Below are 15,559 nucleotides of genomic sequence, written 5' to 3'. Positions count from 1 at the left end.
CCGAAAGATCTCAACGTACAATCATAGTGTGTGTGGACGCCTCAGGACGTCCAGGCAGCAAATCCGCTGCGACCGTTTCAGGGAGGAATGTGTATGAAAATCTGTCCCAACTGTGGCCGTCAGGCCCAAGATGCCGACACCTTTTGCCTAAAGTGCGGTACGACCCTGGCCAATCAGCCCGCGCCGGACAAGGAGTCCATATTCTGCATCAATTGCGGGGAAAGACTGCCTCCGGACTCTGCCTTCTGCGTCAACTGCGGAACCCCCGTCCATCAGGTCTCCACCCCCCAGGCCCCTTCTCCGTCGAAAGTCCAAACGGCGGAGAAGCCCCCGGTGGACCCCAAGGCCCGCAAACGCAAGATCACCATCGGCATCGTTGCCGCCGCGGCTGTGGCGGCGGTGGTAGCAGGTGTGCTGGTGATCCCGTCTCTCTTCCAGTCCCCTGCCAAGCAATTTGTATCCCGCCAGCAGGAGCTGTTCCTGGACCGGGCCCTGGCCGCGTTTGAAGAAGGGGTGGACACCTTCGGCACCGGCCAGTTCTCCTCTGACCTGACCATCACCGCCAATACGGACAGCAGCGTCATCAACGAGTACCTGCGGGATTCCTCCATCGGGCTGAAACTGGATCTGGACCAGAACTCCTTCCAGGCCGACGCGTCCCTCACCCTGATGGGCAGCCCCATCCTCTCCGGCTATCTGTCCTACGACCAGGGCAGAGCGAGTTTCTACTTGCCCGAGATCCAGGATACCTATTATACCCTGGATTTGTCCGATACCATCCGGACCGTCTCTGGTCAGGAGGTGGACCTGAGCGGTCTGACCCTGCCCCAGCTCTCGGGCAAGGAGTGGCGTTCCCTGATCCAGTCCTATCTGGATCTGGTGTGCGCGGTGGTCACCGAGGAGAATGTGACCGTGGATAAGGACGTCTTCTTCTATCTCTCCCACCTGGGAGAGGAGTGCAAAGGGACCCGGTACCGCTTCCAGCCCAAGGCTGAGGATGTGGAACGTATGCTGCGCACCCTGGCCCAGTCCCTGCGGGAGGACGATAACCTGCGGGAACTCATCCTGAAGGTGGTCAATCCCGACATGCTTACCGAGGCCTTTGGTCCCGATATCTTCCAGGGGTATGACCTGGAGGCCCAGCTGGACGACGCTCTGCTGAGCCTGGCGGATGAACTGGAGCGATATGCCGCTGATATCGGCCGACAGGTGGAAGAATCCGGCTTTACCTGGGACCTCTATCTGGAGGGCGGGGAGGTCCGTATGATCCAGCTGTACACCAGTCAGTCTGACAGTGTGGTGGCCTATGAATGTCTGGGCCGGGAGGCCGACGGCCGGGAAGAGGCCTTTTACGTCACCGCCTATGGCGAGACGCAGCTGTCCGTCAATCACACCTACACCAAAAAGGGGACCGCCTCCAACGGCACCCTGGACGTTACCGTCCCCTATGGCAACGTGTTCGGCCTGAGCTACGACATGGACACCGGCAAGAAATCTCCTCTGGGCATCCCCCAGGGCTCTTTCCGGATCTACAGCGACCAGATCTCAGGCAGTCTCTCCCTGGAGGTGGCGGACACCGGCCGGGGGAGCGTAGAGCACACCCTCCGGCTCCAGATCGACCCCAGCTACGTCGGCGGCACCTTCGGCAGCCTGACCGTGACCATCGACGCCACCGAGACCTCTTCCGTAAAGGCCCCCGCCGTCTTGCCCCAGGACATCAGCAGCTACAGCTATGATGAGTACGGCGCCCTGTTCCAGGAGCTGGGCGACGCCGTCTATCAGGATCTGATCCGCAACCTGGAGCCTCTGATCTACAGCAGCTATGGCTGGTAATCCTGTACTGTGTACTCTGCGGCAGGTGGAGAAACGGTATCCGGGCCTCACTGTCCCCGCCCTGGGCCCCCTTTCGCTGACTCTGGCTCAGGGCGAGGTGCTGGGGATCAAGGGCTCCAACGGCGCCGGAAAAAGCACTCTCCTGGCCATATTGGCCGGGGTGCTCCGTCCCGATGCCGGCCAGTATGTGCTGGCCCCCCAGGCGGTGGGCAAGGTGGCCTACGTTCCCCAGGAACTCTCTCTCTACCATACCCTCACCGGCCTGGAAAACCTGCGGTTCTGGGGGCTGGCCTGCGGGCTGCCCCCCAGAGCCATTTCCACCCGCAGCCGCTGGCTTCTGGAGCGGCTGGACCTGAGCGAAAAGGGCAGGCAGCCGGTCTCCTCCTACTCGGGCGGCATGCGCCGCCGTTTACACCTGGCCACAGCCCTGATGATCACTCCCAGGGTCCTGCTGCTGGATGAGCCCACCGTGGGGGCGGACGCCCGGTCGGTGGAGCTGATCCTGTCCATGGTGGAACATCTGCGGGATATGGGATGTGCCATTGCCCTGATCTCCCATCAGCCCGGCGAGCTGGAGCGGGTCTGTGACCGTGTCCTCACCCTTCAGGCGGGTCGCCCCATACCGGAGGAGGGAACCCCATGTCCGGATTGAAAGCCGCCCTCTATAAGGATCTGAAGCTGTTTCTCAGCGGCTCCGGCGCTGCCGCCCTGCTCCTGCCCTTTGTGCTGCTGCTGGCCCTTTGGCTGGGCCTGGGGGATTTGACCACCCAGAGCTATGTACAGCCCTTCCCTATCGCGGTGCGGGATGAGGACGACACCGTCATGTCCCGCTCCCTGCTGGCCCAGATGCGGCGGATCGAGCTGTTTTCCCAGGTGACTGTCCTGGAAGAGGAGTCCGATGACCTGCAAGCCCTCCAGGAAGGGGCGGCGGCGGTCATCACCATTCCCAAAGATTTTTTCTACGACCTCTACACCATGACAGACTGCCCTGTGTCCATTATTCTGAATGAGGATATGCCCCTGGAATCCGCCCTGATCTCCTCCATCTTTCGCTCAGTAATGGATATTATCCGGGGTAATCAGGTGGCCTCCTCCGCTGTCTACAAGCTGTGCTACGGAACCCTTTCCCAAGAGCAGCAGCAAGCCCTCTACAATGAGGCCTCTGTAAACCTGCTCCAGGATGCTCTGGGCCGTCAGGGCGTCTTTGAAAATGAGGCTGTACAGACGGATCTCCAGGGCGCCCTGGAGCGCAGGCCGGCCGCCTGTGTCCTGTCGGTGCTGGCTCTGTTTTTCTCTATCTCCGCCGTCAAGACACTTCCGGAGGAGCTGGGTCTGGGCGTACTGCCCCGGTACAGGGCCCTGGGCGGCTCCATGGCAGCCTTTATCTGCTCCAAATTCCTTGTGGCCTGTCTGCTGACTCTTCCTACTCTGATTCTGATGTTGGCCGTCTTTCGCCCGGCGGCCCCGCTCCTGTTTCTGGCGCTGGCCCTGCTCCTGCTGGTCGCGGCCTTCGGTCTGCTGCTGGGGCTGGCAGCCTGGCTAAGGGATCCCTCCTCGGTGCAGCGTTGGGGCAACCTTCTCCTCTTCCTGTCCCTGGTGCTGGGCGGGACTCTGTGGTCCCGTCATCTCCTGACCAAACCCCTGGCCCTGCTGGGAAAGTTCACCCTGCCCTATTATGCCTCTCTGGGTCTGGAAGCCGGAGCGGCAGGGCTGGGATGGGAGGAGCTGCCCGGCCTGCTCTGGCCCCTGCCGGTCATGGGTGTTGCCGGGCTTCTGGCCGCTCTCCTGGCTCTGAATCGGGCCTCCCGGTCAGGACGCCCGGTCATCTCCTCCCATGTGGAATCCTCCGAGCCCGTTGCTGGAGAACGCCCACAGTTCAGCGTCAGACCGCACGCTTTCTTGTCCAGGCTCGCCGGCCTGTCCGCCTTTAAGCTGAGAGCCATGGCAGGCGGGTGGCGTGGCCTTATCGCTTTGCTGGCAGTGGCCGCACTGTGCGGGAGCGCCGCCGCCTCCGTCCAGACAGGCGGCAGGCAGCAGCTCTGCCTGGCGGTGTGCGATCTGGATCAAAGCGCCGCTTCCCAGGAACTGCTCCAGCGGCTGACCGGGCGCGCCGAACTCTCCCTGCAGCTCTGTGGCCCGGAGGAGGGGCGCTACCTGCTCCTGCTGGGCGAGGTGGAGGGCCTGCTCACCATCGGGGAGGGCTACGGGCAAGCCCTGTCCGATGACGGACAGATTCCCTTGCGCTACGAAGGGGCGGCCGCCGCGGTCTCCCTCCAGGGCGCCCGGGAGATCGTGGCCGGCCAGGTCTCCGTTCAGCGCAGCCGGGCCCGGGCAGAGTGGGACGCCCAGGTTCATTTGGGCCGCTCCCTGACCGCCGCGGAATCCGCCAGGCTCCAGGCGCTGATGGATGAGACCGAGGCCTCCATGCCCCCGCTGTACTACCAGCAGACCCAAAGCGGCGCCCAGGCCCCCCTTCCCTTTGTCCCCAGCCAGCTCAGCTTTGCGGCGCTGATGGTCCTGTTCACCCTCCTCACTGCCGCCGCCTGGACCGGCGGACGGGACGGCCGTCTGGTGGAGCGGCGCATGTGGGCCCTCCCCTTTGGCCGGGCCCTTTCCTACGGCAGCGATTGTCTGGCCCTTACCGCCCTGGGCCTGCTGACCTCCCTGGCCGTCATGGTCCGCGGCGGCGGCACCGGCCTGTGGGCTATCTGCGCCGCCATCGCCTATGCCGTTTGCGTCTCTGCTCTGGCTCTGGCCCTTATCCGGGTCACCCAGACGGATGGACGGATCGACGGGCTGGCTCCCTTCCTTGCCCTGATCCTGTGTCTGCTCGGCGGCTGCTTCCTGGACCTGTCCCAACTCTCCCCCGCGCTGCTGGGGGTGTCCCTGCTCACCCCACCCGGCCTGGCCCTTCAGGCCTCCCGGGGCCTCTGGCCCTGCTTGCTGGTCCTGCTGGGGGCCGCCGCGGTCCTCTTCGCCCTGGGCATCCGGCTCAGGCCCAAACATTAAGGCACAAAATAAACCGGCCCCGGCAGAGGGATTTCTCCTTCTGCCGGGGCCGATTGTTTGTCTGAAGGTCAGCCGCAGCCGCCGCACCGCTGACAGGCAGCGGGCGTGGCGGCACAGCCTCCCAGGGCAGTCTCCCGCAGCTCTGAAGGGAGCCGGCGGCCCACATTGTACATGGCCGCCAGCATCTCATCAAAGGGGATGAGCTGAGGCACGCCGCTGAGGGCCAGCTCGGCGGCCACCAGGGCGTTGGCTACTCCGGCGGCGTTGCGGCTCTGGCAGGGGTACTCTACCAGCCCCCCCACCGGGTCGCACACCAGGCCCAGCATATTCATCAGCACGGTAGAGGCCGCGTCCAGACACTGGCCAGGCTGACCGCCCATCAGTTCCACCGCGGCGGAGGCCGCCATAGCGGCGGCCACTCCCACCTCAGCCTGGCAGCCTCCCACAGAGCCGGCCACAGTGGCGTTGCGCATGGCCAGATAGCCCACGGCGCCGGCGTTGAACAGTCCGTCCAGCAGACGCTGATCTGGAATATGATATTCCTCCTGAAGCGCCAGTAGCAAGGCCGGCACCACTCCGGAGGACCCAGCGGTAGGCGCAGCCACGATAAGGCCCATAGAGGCATTGACCTCCAGCACCGCCATGGCGTAGGTCACCGCCCGCTGGAGCACCGGACCGCAAATAGCCCGGTTTTGGGCGGCGTGGGCGGCCAGCCTCTGGGCCTCCCCACCGATAAGCCCACCCATGGAGCGTTGGACGGTTTTGATAGGGCGGGCGGTAGACTCTCTCATGATCTCCAGTACCCGGCTCATTCGCCCCCGGATCTCGTCGTCCGTGGTCTCCCCCAGCGCACACTCCCGGCGGCGCATAACCTGAGAGATCCGGCAGTCCTCTCTGGCACACAGGGCCAGCAGCTCTGCTCCGCTTCTGAAATCCATAAAACAGCCTCCCCTCCTACGACTGTACCAGCATCACATCACGGATGTTGGGATTGCCCCGGAGCTGGCCGGAAATATCATCTGGCAGATTCCCGTCCGACTCGATGATGCTGTAGGCGGTATATCCCTTGGCCTCCCGGAAAAGGCGCATGAAGGCGATATTCACATTATGCTCGCTGAGTACCTGAGTAATGTGGGCCACCACGCCCGGCGTGTCCCGGTGGATCACGATGAGGGCGCTGTACTCTCCGGTAAAGTCCACCTCCACCCCATTGATGCGGACGATCTTCACCTTGCCGCCCCCCAGAGATACCCCGCGTACCGTCATCACCTGACCGGCGGCATTTTCCATACAAATATCCACCGTGTTGGGGTGTAGATCGGTCTCGGTCTCATTGGACGTAAAGGCAAAGGTCAGTCCCCGTTCGTTGGCGATCCGAAAGGACTCCCGGATGCGCAGATCGTCGGTGTCAAACCCCAGTATCCCGCCCAGCAGGGCCCGGTCGGTGCCATGTCCATGATAGGTCTTGGCAAAGGATCCATAGAGGGTAAAGTCTACCCGTTTCAAGGGTGGCGCGATCAGCTTCCTGGCCAAACCGGCAATGACCGCCGCCCCGGCGGTGTGGGAGCTGGAGGGGCCCACCATATTGGGCCCCAACACATCGAATACACTGATAAAAGACATGAGCTCTCCCCTTTTCTCCTTCTTTCCCAATATCTTCACGACTGACGGCCGGCCCGCTCCTATCAAGGATAGCCGTTTTATAATAACATCAGCCTGACAAATGGGATCGACACTTCATTCCTTGTTCCGTAAGTGGTATGATCTTACCTACAAAATGATTGAGGCAACAGGATCCAAGGCTTTGTATATCATTATATTAAATGTGGGTGAAAATTTCAAAGAGAGCATCGATGTCGCGCCGTCCTCCTTGCCGGCCCCAGGCATCCGGAAAAGCACAAATCCGAACCCCGCACCGAGTGGCGCAGGGTTCGGATTTGCTGCTTGTGGTGGAGGCGGGGGGAGTCGAACCCCCGTCCGAAAACGCTTCCTCGGGAACCTCTCCGGGCGCAGACGGTCGGTTACATTCCCTTATCCTGACGCAGGCCGTCAAACTTCAGGACTTGGTAGCTTCATTGTTCATGGTGCGCTCAAAGCTTTGCGCACACACGTGCACCACTCATCGACGCCCCGTTCCGGCTCGTGGTCCTTCCGGACAGGACGGCCGCTAATTAAGCAGCGGCGAGAACGACGTTATCGTTGTTCTTTAATTTATAAGTTGCCCGTTTTTAGGATGTCAGGCACATCCGCCCGCTATTCCCGCCCCCACGTCCCCGTCGAAACCAGTACGCCCCCGCGTTGTCGCAAAGTCCGCTCCATTCGGGACGCCCAGGCCTGGGCATCCCTCATTTCGCTCCCTTGCTCCTCCGCTTCCCGCCGGACCCGCTTACGCTGGGCTCCGGCGGGAGATGGGAGGTTGCATTCACTGGTTGGAACAACGATCCCGGTCTGTGGACCGGCGGTAGAACTCAAATGATACTCAGCACTTCTCGGGCGCGGGATAGTCCACGCCAAAGGTCTCCACGGTGACGGACTTCATCCGCTGGTCCTCGTAGGGGCGGTCCATCCGGTCCCGCTTGGTGCTGACAATGGCGTCGGCCACATCCATGCCCTCGATGACCTTGCCAAAGGCGGCGTACTCCCCGTCCAGATGGGGGGCTTTCTCCACCATGATGAAGAACTGGCTGCCAGCGGAGTTGGGGTGCATGGCGCGGGCCATGGACAGCACGCCCCGGTCATGCTTCAGGTCGTTTTTCACGCCGTTGTGGGAAAACTCCCCCTTAATGGAGTAGCCGGGGCCGCCCATACCGGTGCCCTGGGGACAGCCGCCCTGGATCATGAAGCCGGGAATCACCCGGTGGAAGATCAAGCCGTTATAGAAGCCGGACTGCACCAGGCTGATGAAGTTGTTGACCGAATTAGGGGCCACATCGGGATAGAGCTCGGCCACCATCTTGCCGCCGTTTTCCATTTCAAAGGTAACAATGGGATTCTGAGCCATGTATATCATCCTTTCCGTGGGGGTACTGCCCCCAAATCAATAGCCGCCCCGGCGATGGGCCTTCATGGTACGGTCCATCTCCCGTTTGGCGTCCCGGGCGGCGGCGGATTCCCGCTTGTCGTACAGCTTTTTGCCCTTGGCCAGGCCCACCTCCAGCTTCACCCGAGGCCCCCGGAAGTAGATAGACAGGGGGACCAGAGCATATCCGTCCTGCTTGACCTTGGCAAAAAGCTTCAAAATCTCCCGTTTGTGCATCAGCAGCCGGCGAGTGCGCAGCGGATCCTTGTTGAAGATATTGCCCTTCTCATAAGGGCTGATATGCATCCCGTGGACGTGCATCTCACCATCCTTGACGATACAAAAGGAATCCTTCAGGTTGACATGGCCCTGGCGGATGGACTTGACCTCGGTACCTGCCAGCTCGATACCCGCCTCATACTTTTCCTCGATAAAGTAATCGTGATAGGCCTTGCTGTTCTTGGCGACCACCTTCATGCCCTTGTGCTCCATACCGCCACCTCCCGCCAGGCCAGATGCCTTGGAAATATATTATATCACATCTGTCAATAGGTCAGACAGGAAAATCACCGGCCAATGCAGACAGGGCGTGGGAAGGCAGTACCATCTGACCGTATTCGGCCAGCCAGGCCTCCAAATGGGGCCGGTGGGTCTCGGTGCGGCCAAACTCACTCAGCCGGGCCGCGGCCCCGGATTCCTCCTGCGGCAGGGAGAGCCACCATCGCCCCGCCCACCATAGCAGGGCGCCGTCAGGCAAGGGCTGGTCCAGGTATCGGGCCCCGGCAGCCGCCAGCTTCAGATTGTCAAAGGACAGCCAGTGCTGTTCGGCCCGGCCCACCCGCGCAAACACCAGTACCCCACAGGATTCCGGGTAGGCCTCGATCTCGATGCTCCCCTCCAGGCGGATACCCGCCTGACGGAAGGCGGTCCGAGTCAGCTCCAGGGCCTCCTCCAGAGTGAGGTCCTCCGGGGTGAGACCGCGCTCCGCCAGGTCGGCCGGGGTGATGTACAGGGCAACGCTGGCGCTGCCGATGGGTTGGATGGTCATAGGCATCTCCTCCATTCGCTGCTCTCTATTATATGGGACGAGGCCCAGCCTTGGATAGCTGTAATGTTTGGGGGGAATGGAAAAGCTCAGGGTGGCGCAAAAAGGGAAGGTATGGTATAATAGCCGCAAAGCGGCTATTATACATTTCATTTCAGCCGTTTTTCTCGCCCCTTCCGGGGCAACCGAAAAACCTGGCAAGACACCATCCCGGCCTTGCCGTTATGGTATCTTAGCCGCAAAGCGGCTATGATACATTTCATTTCAGCCGTTTTTCTCGCCCCTTCCGGGGCAACCGAAAAACTTGGCAAGATACCACTCCGGCTTTGCCGTGGTGGTATATAACATCTATCCGTTGGAAGAAAAGGGGATATGCAGGATGGAACTGTGGGAAAAGACCGTAGAGAGCAAAACGCTCTTCGAGGGGAAAATCATCACCGTCAGACTGGATCAGGCGGAGCTTCCCAACGGCCAGCTGGCCGGCCGGGAAGTGGTGGAACATCCCGGCGGCGTGGCCATCCTGCCCCTGTTTGACGACGGCACCGTCAGCATCGTGCGTCAGTTCCGCTACCCCTTCCAGCATGTGGTCACCGAGCTGCCCGCCGGCAAGCTGGAGCGGGGGGAGGACCACCGTCCCGCCGCCCTGCGGGAGCTGGAGGAAGAGGTGGGGGTACGCTGCGGCAAGCTGACCTACCTGGGCTGTCTGTACCTCTCTCCCGGGTTCTCTACAGAGGTACTTCACATGTATCTGGCCCAGGAACTGACCCAAGGAGACTGCCACCCTGACGAGGACGAATTTCTGGAGGCGGAGCGGGTGCCCTTTGCCCAACTGCTGGAGCAGGTCATGTCCGGCGAGATCGTGGACGCCAAGACGGTAGCCCTGGTGCTGAAGGTCAAGCAGCTGCTGGATCTGTAAGGACAGGAGGTTGACCATGAACAAGCGCATTCTGATTGTGGAGGATGAAAAGAATATCGTCGATATCCTCAGCTTCAACCTGTCCAAGGAAGGCTACGAGACCCTGGAGGCCTACGACGGCCAGGCAGGACTTCAGCTGGCTCTGGAGCAGAATCCCGACCTGATCCTGCTGGATCTGATGCTTCCCAAAATGGACGGCTTTGAGGTATGCCGCTCCCTGCGGCGGGAAAACCGCTCCACCCCGGTGATCATGCTCACCGCCCGGGAGGAGGAGACCGACAAGGTGCTGGGACTGGAGCTGGGAGCCGACGACTACATCACCAAGCCCTTTTCCATGCGGGAGCTGCTGGCCCGCGTGAAGGCAAACATCCGCCGCAACGAGATGGCGGCGGGGATGGCCGCTCCGGCTGCCCCTACGGCCACTGGCAAACGCATCGAGCTGGGTCGGATCTCCATCGACCCGGAGTTGATGGTGGTATATAAGGATCAGCACGCCCTGGAGCTCACCCAGCGGGAGTATGAGCTCATCAAATTCCTGGGGGCCCAACCCGGCAAGGTGTTCTCCCGGGAGGCCCTGATGGAGCACGTTTGGAACTATGAGGGTTATGTGGGCGACGTGCGGGCGGTGGATGTGGCTATCCGCCGTTTGCGGGAGAAAGTGGAGGATGATCCTGCTTCTCCTCAATTCGTAGTCACAAGACGGGGTCTGGGTTACTACTTCAACGCCTGACCCTGGCGGCGTTTCCGGCGGGCCGATGAGGGCATCGGCCCCTACGGTACAGGAAAGACTCGTTTTCCTTGGGGCGGGGGCTTGCCCCCGCCCCATTTTTGAACTTTTTACGAGAGGAGTGGTCCACGGCATGTTCCGCAGCCTGCACATGAAGCTGATGCTCATCATGACGCTGCTCATTATCCTGCTGATGACCGTTGTGGGCGCGTTCCTCATCAACTCTGTGGCCAACTACTATACCCAGGATTTTTACAGCCAGATGGCCTCCGCCTTCCAGGACGAGGTATTTTGGGCCGACCTGAGCACTCCCAATCCCGGAGAGGAAAACGGGGCGGCCAGTATCGCCGAGATCCTGAAGACCTACAACGGCACGCTTGGGGTGGACAACCGCAGCCGGAAATACTACGTTCTGGATGGTACCGACGGCCATTGGCTGGCAGGCTCCGACGAGCAGGACGCCCACCAGGCGGTGGATCTGGATTCCCGCAACCTGATGCGGGTACTGGCCGGCAAGGAGAAGAGTGACGACAGCAATCCCTCCGCCGCCTATATGGATGTGGCGGTGGCGGTGCAGCGGGGAGACGAGCGGTATATCATTTACGTCCGGGACGACGGCACCAACGCCGCCGCCTTGAACAGCGAACTCATCACCCTGATCGTGGAGGCTCTGGTCTTTGGGCTCATCATTTCGGTGATGTTGTCCTTCCTGCTGTCCAAAACCCTGATCACCCCCATCGAACGGCTGACAGAAGGGGCGGAACGGGTGGCCCACGGGGACTTTTCCCAAAAAATCGAAGTGGCCTCCCGGGATGAGATCGGCATCCTCACCGGCACCTTCAACGACATGGCCAAGCAGCTCCACCACACCCTGGAGGAGGTGGAGAACGAACGCAACAAGCTGGGCACGCTCTTTCTTCACATGACCGACGGCGTGGTGGCCTTTTCCCGGGACGGGGCTGTGATCCAGTCCAATCCCGCCGCCGAGGACATGCTGGGCCGCTCCATTCCCATCGGTGGCAGCGAGAACTACGACACCCTCTTCTCCGACATCGCTCCCCTCCAGGGGGTGCTGGCGGTGGAGACCCCCGGCTATCTGGACGGTGTGCGCAGCGTGGGAGGCAAAAGCCTGGAACTGCTGCTCACCCCCTTTGACCAGGAACGGCTGGGCGGCGTGCTGGTGGTCATCCACGACGTGACCGAACAGCACAAGACGGAAGAGATGCGCCGGGAATTCGTGGCCAATGTGTCCCACGAGCTGCGCACCCCCCTGACCAATATCCGCTCCTATGCCGAGACCCTGGTGGACAATGCCGGGGAGCTGCCCCCCAATACCGAAAAGAGCTTCCTGGGAGTCATCCTCAATGAATCCGACCGTATGACCCACATCGTTCAGGATCTGCTCACCCTGTCCCGGTTCGACTCCGGCCGCTCGGAGCTCAATCTGGCCCCCTTCTCCTTCCGCCAGGCGGTGGAGGACGTGTACAACGCCATCCTGATGGAGGCTCAACGCCACGGCCACCAGGTGGAGCTTAAGCTGTCCGAGGGCATCCCCCAGATCGTGGGCGACCGGGAACGCATCGTCCAGGTGATGATGAATGTGGTGTCCAATTCCATCAAGTATACCCCCGACGGCGGTCACATCCGCATCTCCGCTGGCCAGTGGCCGGGGAAGGTATGGATGGAAGTGGCCGATGACGGCATCGGCATCCCTCAGGCCGACCGGGCCCGCATCTTTGAGCGGTTCTACCGGGTGGACAAGGCCCGTTCCCGGGAGTCCGGAGGCACCGGCCTGGGTCTCTCCATCGCCAAGGAGATCATCGACCGGCACGAAGGCGTCATCGAGCTGCTGGACCGGCCCGGCCCCGGCCTTACCGTACGCATCACACTTCTGACGGAGGGTCCCCGCCATGGAAAGGAGTAACGGCCGCCGCCGGCGGAACCGGGGATTGGAACGGCTGAAGAGCCTGCTTATCCTGCTGCTGTCCCTGTCCGCCCTGTATCTCACCCTGCTGGCCCTGGTACCCAATCGGACCTCTGCCAGCCCTATCGCCCTGGCGGAGGCCCTCTCCGCCCTGCTGAATCCTCAGCAGTCCCAGTCCACTCCCGCTGCCGGGACCCAGACCTCGCTGACGGTTTCCGCACGGCCAACACGTATGTCGGTGTATGACGGCACCCAGCGGTTTTCTCTCCAGTACGACGCCGCCAATGTGGACCGCCTGTACGACAGTCTGGGGATCCTGCTGGGCGAGGCGCTTGCCAGTGCCAAGGCCCCGGCACAGGTCCCCGAGTCGGAGTGGCGGGCCGCCCTCCGTTCTCCCGGGGTTTGGTTTGACTTTTTGGGCGTCATTCCCCTGGACACCCTGTGCGCCTGGACCGGAGAAGGGGTATATAATCCCCTGCTCAATGGCTCAGCCCGCCAGCTCACAGTAGCCCTGGAACCCGATCAGCAGGTGGCCCTGTATTATCATAATGAGGATGACGGCCTGTATTATACCTGTGAAACCTCTGTGGCCTTTGAAAACCATATGGACACCCTCATCTCGGGCTACGGAAGCAACGGGGTATCCTTTGCCTTTGAGCTGGGGGACTCCAACGGCTATAGCGGATTGGACCCCTATGTATTGGTCTCCTCCGCTTCCCTTGCCCCCCAGGTATACCGTGCTGTCAACCCTCTCTCCGGCCTGGACGAGACCATTATCGAGGAGATCCAGACCGCCTTGTCCTTCCATACCTCCTACTACCCCATCCCAGACGGCATCCGCATCCGGGAGGGCCAGGAGACCCTGGAGCTGGGCAGCGACGGTCAGGTGAGCTATACCACCGCGGAGGACACCCAGTCTCGCTATCCCCTGGAGGACAGCCTGGTCAACGGCACCACGGAGCTCATTGAGACCACCTATGCCCTGGCCATCGGCACGGTGGGCCGGTATTGCGGCTCTGCCCGGCTCTATCTGATGGGCCTGGAGGAGACGGCGGATGGTCTGGAGGTACGCTACGGCTACTGTCTCAACGGCTCTGCCGTCAATCTGTCCGACGAGGGCTGCGCCGCCCGTTTCACCGTGGAGGACGGACAGCTCACCGGCTTTACCCTCACCTTCCGCCGGTATGAGGAGAGCGGGCAGACCAGTCTGGTGCTGCCCGAACGTCAGGCTGCCGCCGCCCTGGAGGCACTGGACGCCCAGGAGACAGAGCTGGTGCTGTGCTACTGGGACAACGGGAGCGACACCGTCCAGGCGGGCTGGGCCGCTCAATAACACCGGAAAGGGGGGACTGCCATGGAATGGTCCAAGCTAAAAAACGTAATTCTGCTCATGCTGGTGCTGGTAAATGCCGCTCTGCTGATTCTGGTAGGGGCCCAGACGCGCCGGGCCAGCCGCTACACCGAGGAGACCAGGCAGGCCGCCCTCACCGTACTGGAGCAGGGAGGCATCTCCTTTGATTTGGAGGACTTTCCAGACGATTTGAGCCTCCCCTTCCTCACTGTAACCCGAGACCGCACCGGAGAAAGCGCGGTAGCCTCCGCCCTGCTGGGCCAGGTGACCCAGGAGGAGGGCAGCGAGGTGCGCTCCCGGTATAGCGGCAGCGGCGGTACCGCTGAATTTTCCATGAACGGAAGCTTCTCCATTGCCCTGGAGCCCGGAACGTGGGCGCTCCAGGCCGGGGAGGACTACCAGCAGGCCAGCGCCGACTGTCTTACCGCCATGGGCTTTTCCGGACTTTTGGAGTCACAGGCCGTACAGGACGGGGAACAGGTACTCACTTACCGGCAGCAATGGGACGGCTACCCTCTTTTTTCCTGCCAGGTCACGCTCCACTGGTCCGACGGTCAGCTGCTGCTCGTCGAGGGGCAAAGACTGGATGGCAGCGCCACACTGTCCTCCAACACCGGGCTGCTCTCCACCTCCAGCATCCTGATCCGCTTCCTGGCCGGGCTCAACGAGGGAGGGTACGTGTGCAGCCGCATCACCGATATGACTCCCGGCTATCTGTCCTCCGGCCTGTCCCGCTCGGTACAACTCACCCCGGTATGGCGAATCGCCACCGATACCGGCGTTTACTATATCAACGGACTTACCGGGGACTTCACTTCCCTGGAATAAGCACGAAAAGTGCCCGCCGCGATCGCGGCGGGCACTTTTTGCCGGGCGCTTACAGCCCGTCCGGATAATCGGTGGTACTGGCAGGCAGATGGGGATACGCCACCCAGCTGTGTCCGTAGAAATGGTCGTCGGACACCAGGAAATATTTATAGGAGATATAGGTCACCTGATCGGCCCATGTGGGATCGGCATTATACCACACCCCATCGACCTTCACCTTCACCCACCCGTGGGGGCCGGTCTCACCCTGGGAGTTGGTGCCCTCGCCGGACACATATCGGCATTCGATCCCGCTGAGGTAGCACAGCAGGTCCATGGCCTGGGCATAGCCCTGGCACACCGCTTTGCCGTTCACCAGGGCTCCGTAAGCGGTGTGGCTCACGTCCCCCTGATCCACATAGGTCACTGTATCGCACAGATAGTCATGGAAGGCCTTTACCCGTTCATACTCGCTCATGGTGGCGTCCGTCAGGGAGTCGTGGACCTCCACCGCCTTCTGATACAGGGCCATATCCTGGCTGGAAAGCGTGTCCAGCTTACCCTCCATATAGGCCATTACCCGCACGCTGTCGTCATAGGTGATCTTTAGCGTCAGCTGCCCGCCATTGACGCTCCAACTGCCATTCATGGTCTTTACATCGGTAAACCGGCCCTCCTGCAACTGCTCCCCCAGCAGATCAAAGCAGAATTCTTCCTGTCCTCTGGGAACCTGGAAGATAACTTGGGGCAACCGTGCGTCCATCATCTTCAGGAAAGCGTTCATCAGCTCCGAGGTGCTGGTGATGGTGGCAGTATTGCTCACGTTGTTGTATACCGGACCAGGGGTAAAGGCAGGCGTAGGCGTGGGATCCGGGGTAGGCGTGGGAGTGGGCGTGGGCGTTACTGTGGGTGTGGGTGTGGGCGTGGG

General features: G+C 61.6%; 14 protein-coding genes and 1 other RNA gene. 8 read left to right on the top strand and 7 right to left on the bottom strand.

What is annotated here, in order from left to right; translation table 11 throughout:
* The first annotated feature begins 93 nt into the window (after nucleotides 1–93).
* Genes H6B51_RS03810 through H6B51_RS03800 form a run of 3 tightly spaced genes read left to right on the top strand, consistent with a single transcriptional unit; the run spans nucleotide 94 to nucleotide 4,842 of the window.
* A complete protein-coding gene (locus H6B51_RS03810; protein ID WP_204882417.1) occupies nucleotides 94–1,833 on the top strand; it encodes a zinc ribbon domain-containing protein in 1,740 nt (579 codons plus the stop codon).
* Nucleotides 1,823–2,485 (top strand): ABC transporter ATP-binding protein, encoded by a 663-nt coding sequence (locus tag H6B51_RS03805; protein ID WP_204882416.1) that lies wholly within the window; start codon nucleotides 1,823–1,825, stop codon nucleotides 2,483–2,485. The genes H6B51_RS03810 and H6B51_RS03805 overlap by 11 nt, the downstream gene beginning before the upstream one ends.
* A complete protein-coding gene (locus tag H6B51_RS03800) occupies nucleotides 2,473–4,842 on the top strand; it encodes an ABC transporter permease (RefSeq protein ID WP_204882415.1) in 2,370 nt (789 codons plus the stop codon). Before H6B51_RS03805 ends, H6B51_RS03800 begins: the two co-directional genes overlap by 13 nt.
* A 68-nt stretch (nucleotides 4,843–4,910) precedes the next feature.
* Here H6B51_RS03800 and sdaAA read toward each other — a convergent pair whose 3' ends face one another.
* The 6 genes from sdaAA to H6B51_RS03770 form a co-directional block, all read right to left on the bottom strand.
* Entirely contained in the window at nucleotides 4,911–5,780 is an 870-nt protein-coding gene (gene sdaAA / locus H6B51_RS03795) for an L-serine ammonia-lyase, iron-sulfur-dependent, subunit alpha (protein WP_204882414.1), read from the bottom strand.
* 16 nt (nucleotides 5,781–5,796) lie between these two features.
* Complete coding sequence (gene sdaAB / locus H6B51_RS03790) at nucleotides 5,797–6,465, bottom strand: L-serine ammonia-lyase, iron-sulfur-dependent subunit beta (RefSeq protein WP_204882413.1); 669 nt, start codon at nucleotides 6,463–6,465, stop codon at nucleotides 5,797–5,799.
* Between the two features lie 324 nt (nucleotides 6,466–6,789).
* Nucleotides 6,790–7,137: a transfer-messenger RNA gene (gene ssrA, locus H6B51_RS03785) on the bottom strand.
* A 184-nt stretch (nucleotides 7,138–7,321) separates the two neighbouring features.
* Nucleotides 7,322–7,843 (bottom strand): peptidylprolyl isomerase, encoded by a 522-nt coding sequence (locus H6B51_RS03780; RefSeq protein ID WP_204882412.1) that lies wholly within the window; start codon nucleotides 7,841–7,843, stop codon nucleotides 7,322–7,324.
* Between the two features lie 36 nt (nucleotides 7,844–7,879).
* Nucleotides 7,880–8,353: an SsrA-binding protein SmpB gene (gene smpB / locus H6B51_RS03775; RefSeq protein WP_204882411.1), complete on the bottom strand. Its 474-nt coding sequence runs from the start codon at nucleotides 8,351–8,353 to the stop codon at nucleotides 7,880–7,882.
* A gap of 61 nt (nucleotides 8,354–8,414) precedes the next feature.
* Nucleotides 8,415–8,909, bottom strand: a complete 495-nt coding sequence (locus H6B51_RS03770) for a hypothetical protein (RefSeq protein ID WP_204882410.1) — start codon at nucleotides 8,907–8,909, stop codon at nucleotides 8,415–8,417.
* A gap of 376 nt (nucleotides 8,910–9,285) precedes the next feature.
* Between H6B51_RS03770 and H6B51_RS03765 the strand changes: the two genes are divergently transcribed.
* The 5 genes from H6B51_RS03765 to H6B51_RS03745 all read left to right on the top strand — a co-directional run bounded on the left by H6B51_RS03765 (nucleotide 9,286) and on the right by H6B51_RS03745 (nucleotide 14,652).
* Nucleotides 9,286–9,822, top strand: a complete 537-nt coding sequence (locus H6B51_RS03765; protein WP_204882409.1) for an NUDIX domain-containing protein — start codon at nucleotides 9,286–9,288, stop codon at nucleotides 9,820–9,822.
* A 16-nt stretch (nucleotides 9,823–9,838) separates the two neighbouring features.
* Nucleotides 9,839–10,552 (top strand): response regulator, encoded by a 714-nt coding sequence (locus tag H6B51_RS03760; protein ID WP_204882408.1) that lies wholly within the window; start codon nucleotides 9,839–9,841, stop codon nucleotides 10,550–10,552.
* 130 nt (nucleotides 10,553–10,682) lie between these two features.
* Nucleotides 10,683–12,473 (top strand): ATP-binding protein, encoded by a 1,791-nt coding sequence (locus H6B51_RS03755; protein ID WP_204882407.1) that lies wholly within the window; start codon nucleotides 10,683–10,685, stop codon nucleotides 12,471–12,473.
* Nucleotides 12,460–13,806 carry a hypothetical protein gene (locus H6B51_RS03750; RefSeq protein ID WP_204882406.1) on the top strand — a complete coding sequence of 449 codons (1,347 nt, stop codon included), beginning with the start codon at nucleotides 12,460–12,462 and terminating at the stop codon, nucleotides 13,804–13,806. The genes H6B51_RS03755 and H6B51_RS03750 overlap by 14 nt, the downstream gene beginning before the upstream one ends.
* A gap of 21 nt (nucleotides 13,807–13,827) precedes the next feature.
* On the top strand, nucleotides 13,828–14,652 hold the full coding sequence (locus H6B51_RS03745; protein ID WP_204882405.1) for a hypothetical protein: 825 nt from the start codon (nucleotides 13,828–13,830) through the stop codon (nucleotides 14,650–14,652).
* 49 nt (nucleotides 14,653–14,701) lie between these two features.
* Here the strand turns inward: H6B51_RS03745 and H6B51_RS03740 are convergent.
* Nucleotides 14,702–15,559 (bottom strand): transglutaminase domain-containing protein (locus H6B51_RS03740; protein ID WP_204882404.1); only part of this gene is annotated, 858 nt, incomplete at its 5' end.

It is taken from the genome of Pseudoflavonifractor phocaeensis (genome assembly GCF_016901955.1).
In the GTDB taxonomy this organism is placed as follows: Bacteria; Bacillota; Clostridia; order Oscillospirales; family Oscillospiraceae; genus Flavonifractor; species Flavonifractor phocaeensis_A.
The sequence above is the reverse complement of the archived record's forward strand: the minus strand, read 5'-3'. Positions and strand labels throughout refer to the sequence as shown.

What these genes read in the sequence shown, in the direction of transcription:
- H6B51_RS03800 (WP_204882415.1), top strand. Translation starts at nt 2,473, where the DNA reads ATGTCCGGATTGAAAGCCGCCCTCTATAAGGATCTGAAGCTGTTTCTC.
- H6B51_RS03755 (WP_204882407.1), top strand. Translation starts at nt 10,683, where the DNA reads ATGTTCCGCAGCCTGCACATGAAGCTGATGCTCATCATGACGCTGCTC.
- sdaAA (WP_204882414.1), bottom strand. Translation starts at nt 5,780, where the DNA reads ATGGATTTCAGAAGCGGAGCAGAGCTGCTGGCCCTGTGTGCCAGAGAG.
- H6B51_RS03745 (WP_204882405.1), top strand. Translation starts at nt 13,828, where the DNA reads ATGGAATGGTCCAAGCTAAAAAACGTAATTCTGCTCATGCTGGTGCTG.
- sdaAB (WP_204882413.1), bottom strand. Translation starts at nt 6,465, where the DNA reads ATGTCTTTTATCAGTGTATTCGATGTGTTGGGGCCCAATATGGTGGGC.
- H6B51_RS03770 (WP_204882410.1), bottom strand. Translation starts at nt 8,909, where the DNA reads ATGACCATCCAACCCATCGGCAGCGCCAGCGTTGCCCTGTACATCACC.
- H6B51_RS03810 (WP_204882417.1), top strand. Translation starts at nt 94, where the DNA reads ATGAAAATCTGTCCCAACTGTGGCCGTCAGGCCCAAGATGCCGACACC.
- smpB (WP_204882411.1), bottom strand. Translation starts at nt 8,353, where the DNA reads ATGGAGCACAAGGGCATGAAGGTGGTCGCCAAGAACAGCAAGGCCTAT.
- H6B51_RS03750 (WP_204882406.1), top strand. Translation starts at nt 12,460, where the DNA reads ATGGAAAGGAGTAACGGCCGCCGCCGGCGGAACCGGGGATTGGAACGG.
- H6B51_RS03780 (WP_204882412.1), bottom strand. Translation starts at nt 7,843, where the DNA reads ATGGCTCAGAATCCCATTGTTACCTTTGAAATGGAAAACGGCGGCAAG.
- H6B51_RS03805 (WP_204882416.1), top strand. Translation starts at nt 1,823, where the DNA reads ATGGCTGGTAATCCTGTACTGTGTACTCTGCGGCAGGTGGAGAAACGG.
- H6B51_RS03765 (WP_204882409.1), top strand. Translation starts at nt 9,286, where the DNA reads ATGGAACTGTGGGAAAAGACCGTAGAGAGCAAAACGCTCTTCGAGGGG.
- H6B51_RS03760 (WP_204882408.1), top strand. Translation starts at nt 9,839, where the DNA reads ATGAACAAGCGCATTCTGATTGTGGAGGATGAAAAGAATATCGTCGAT.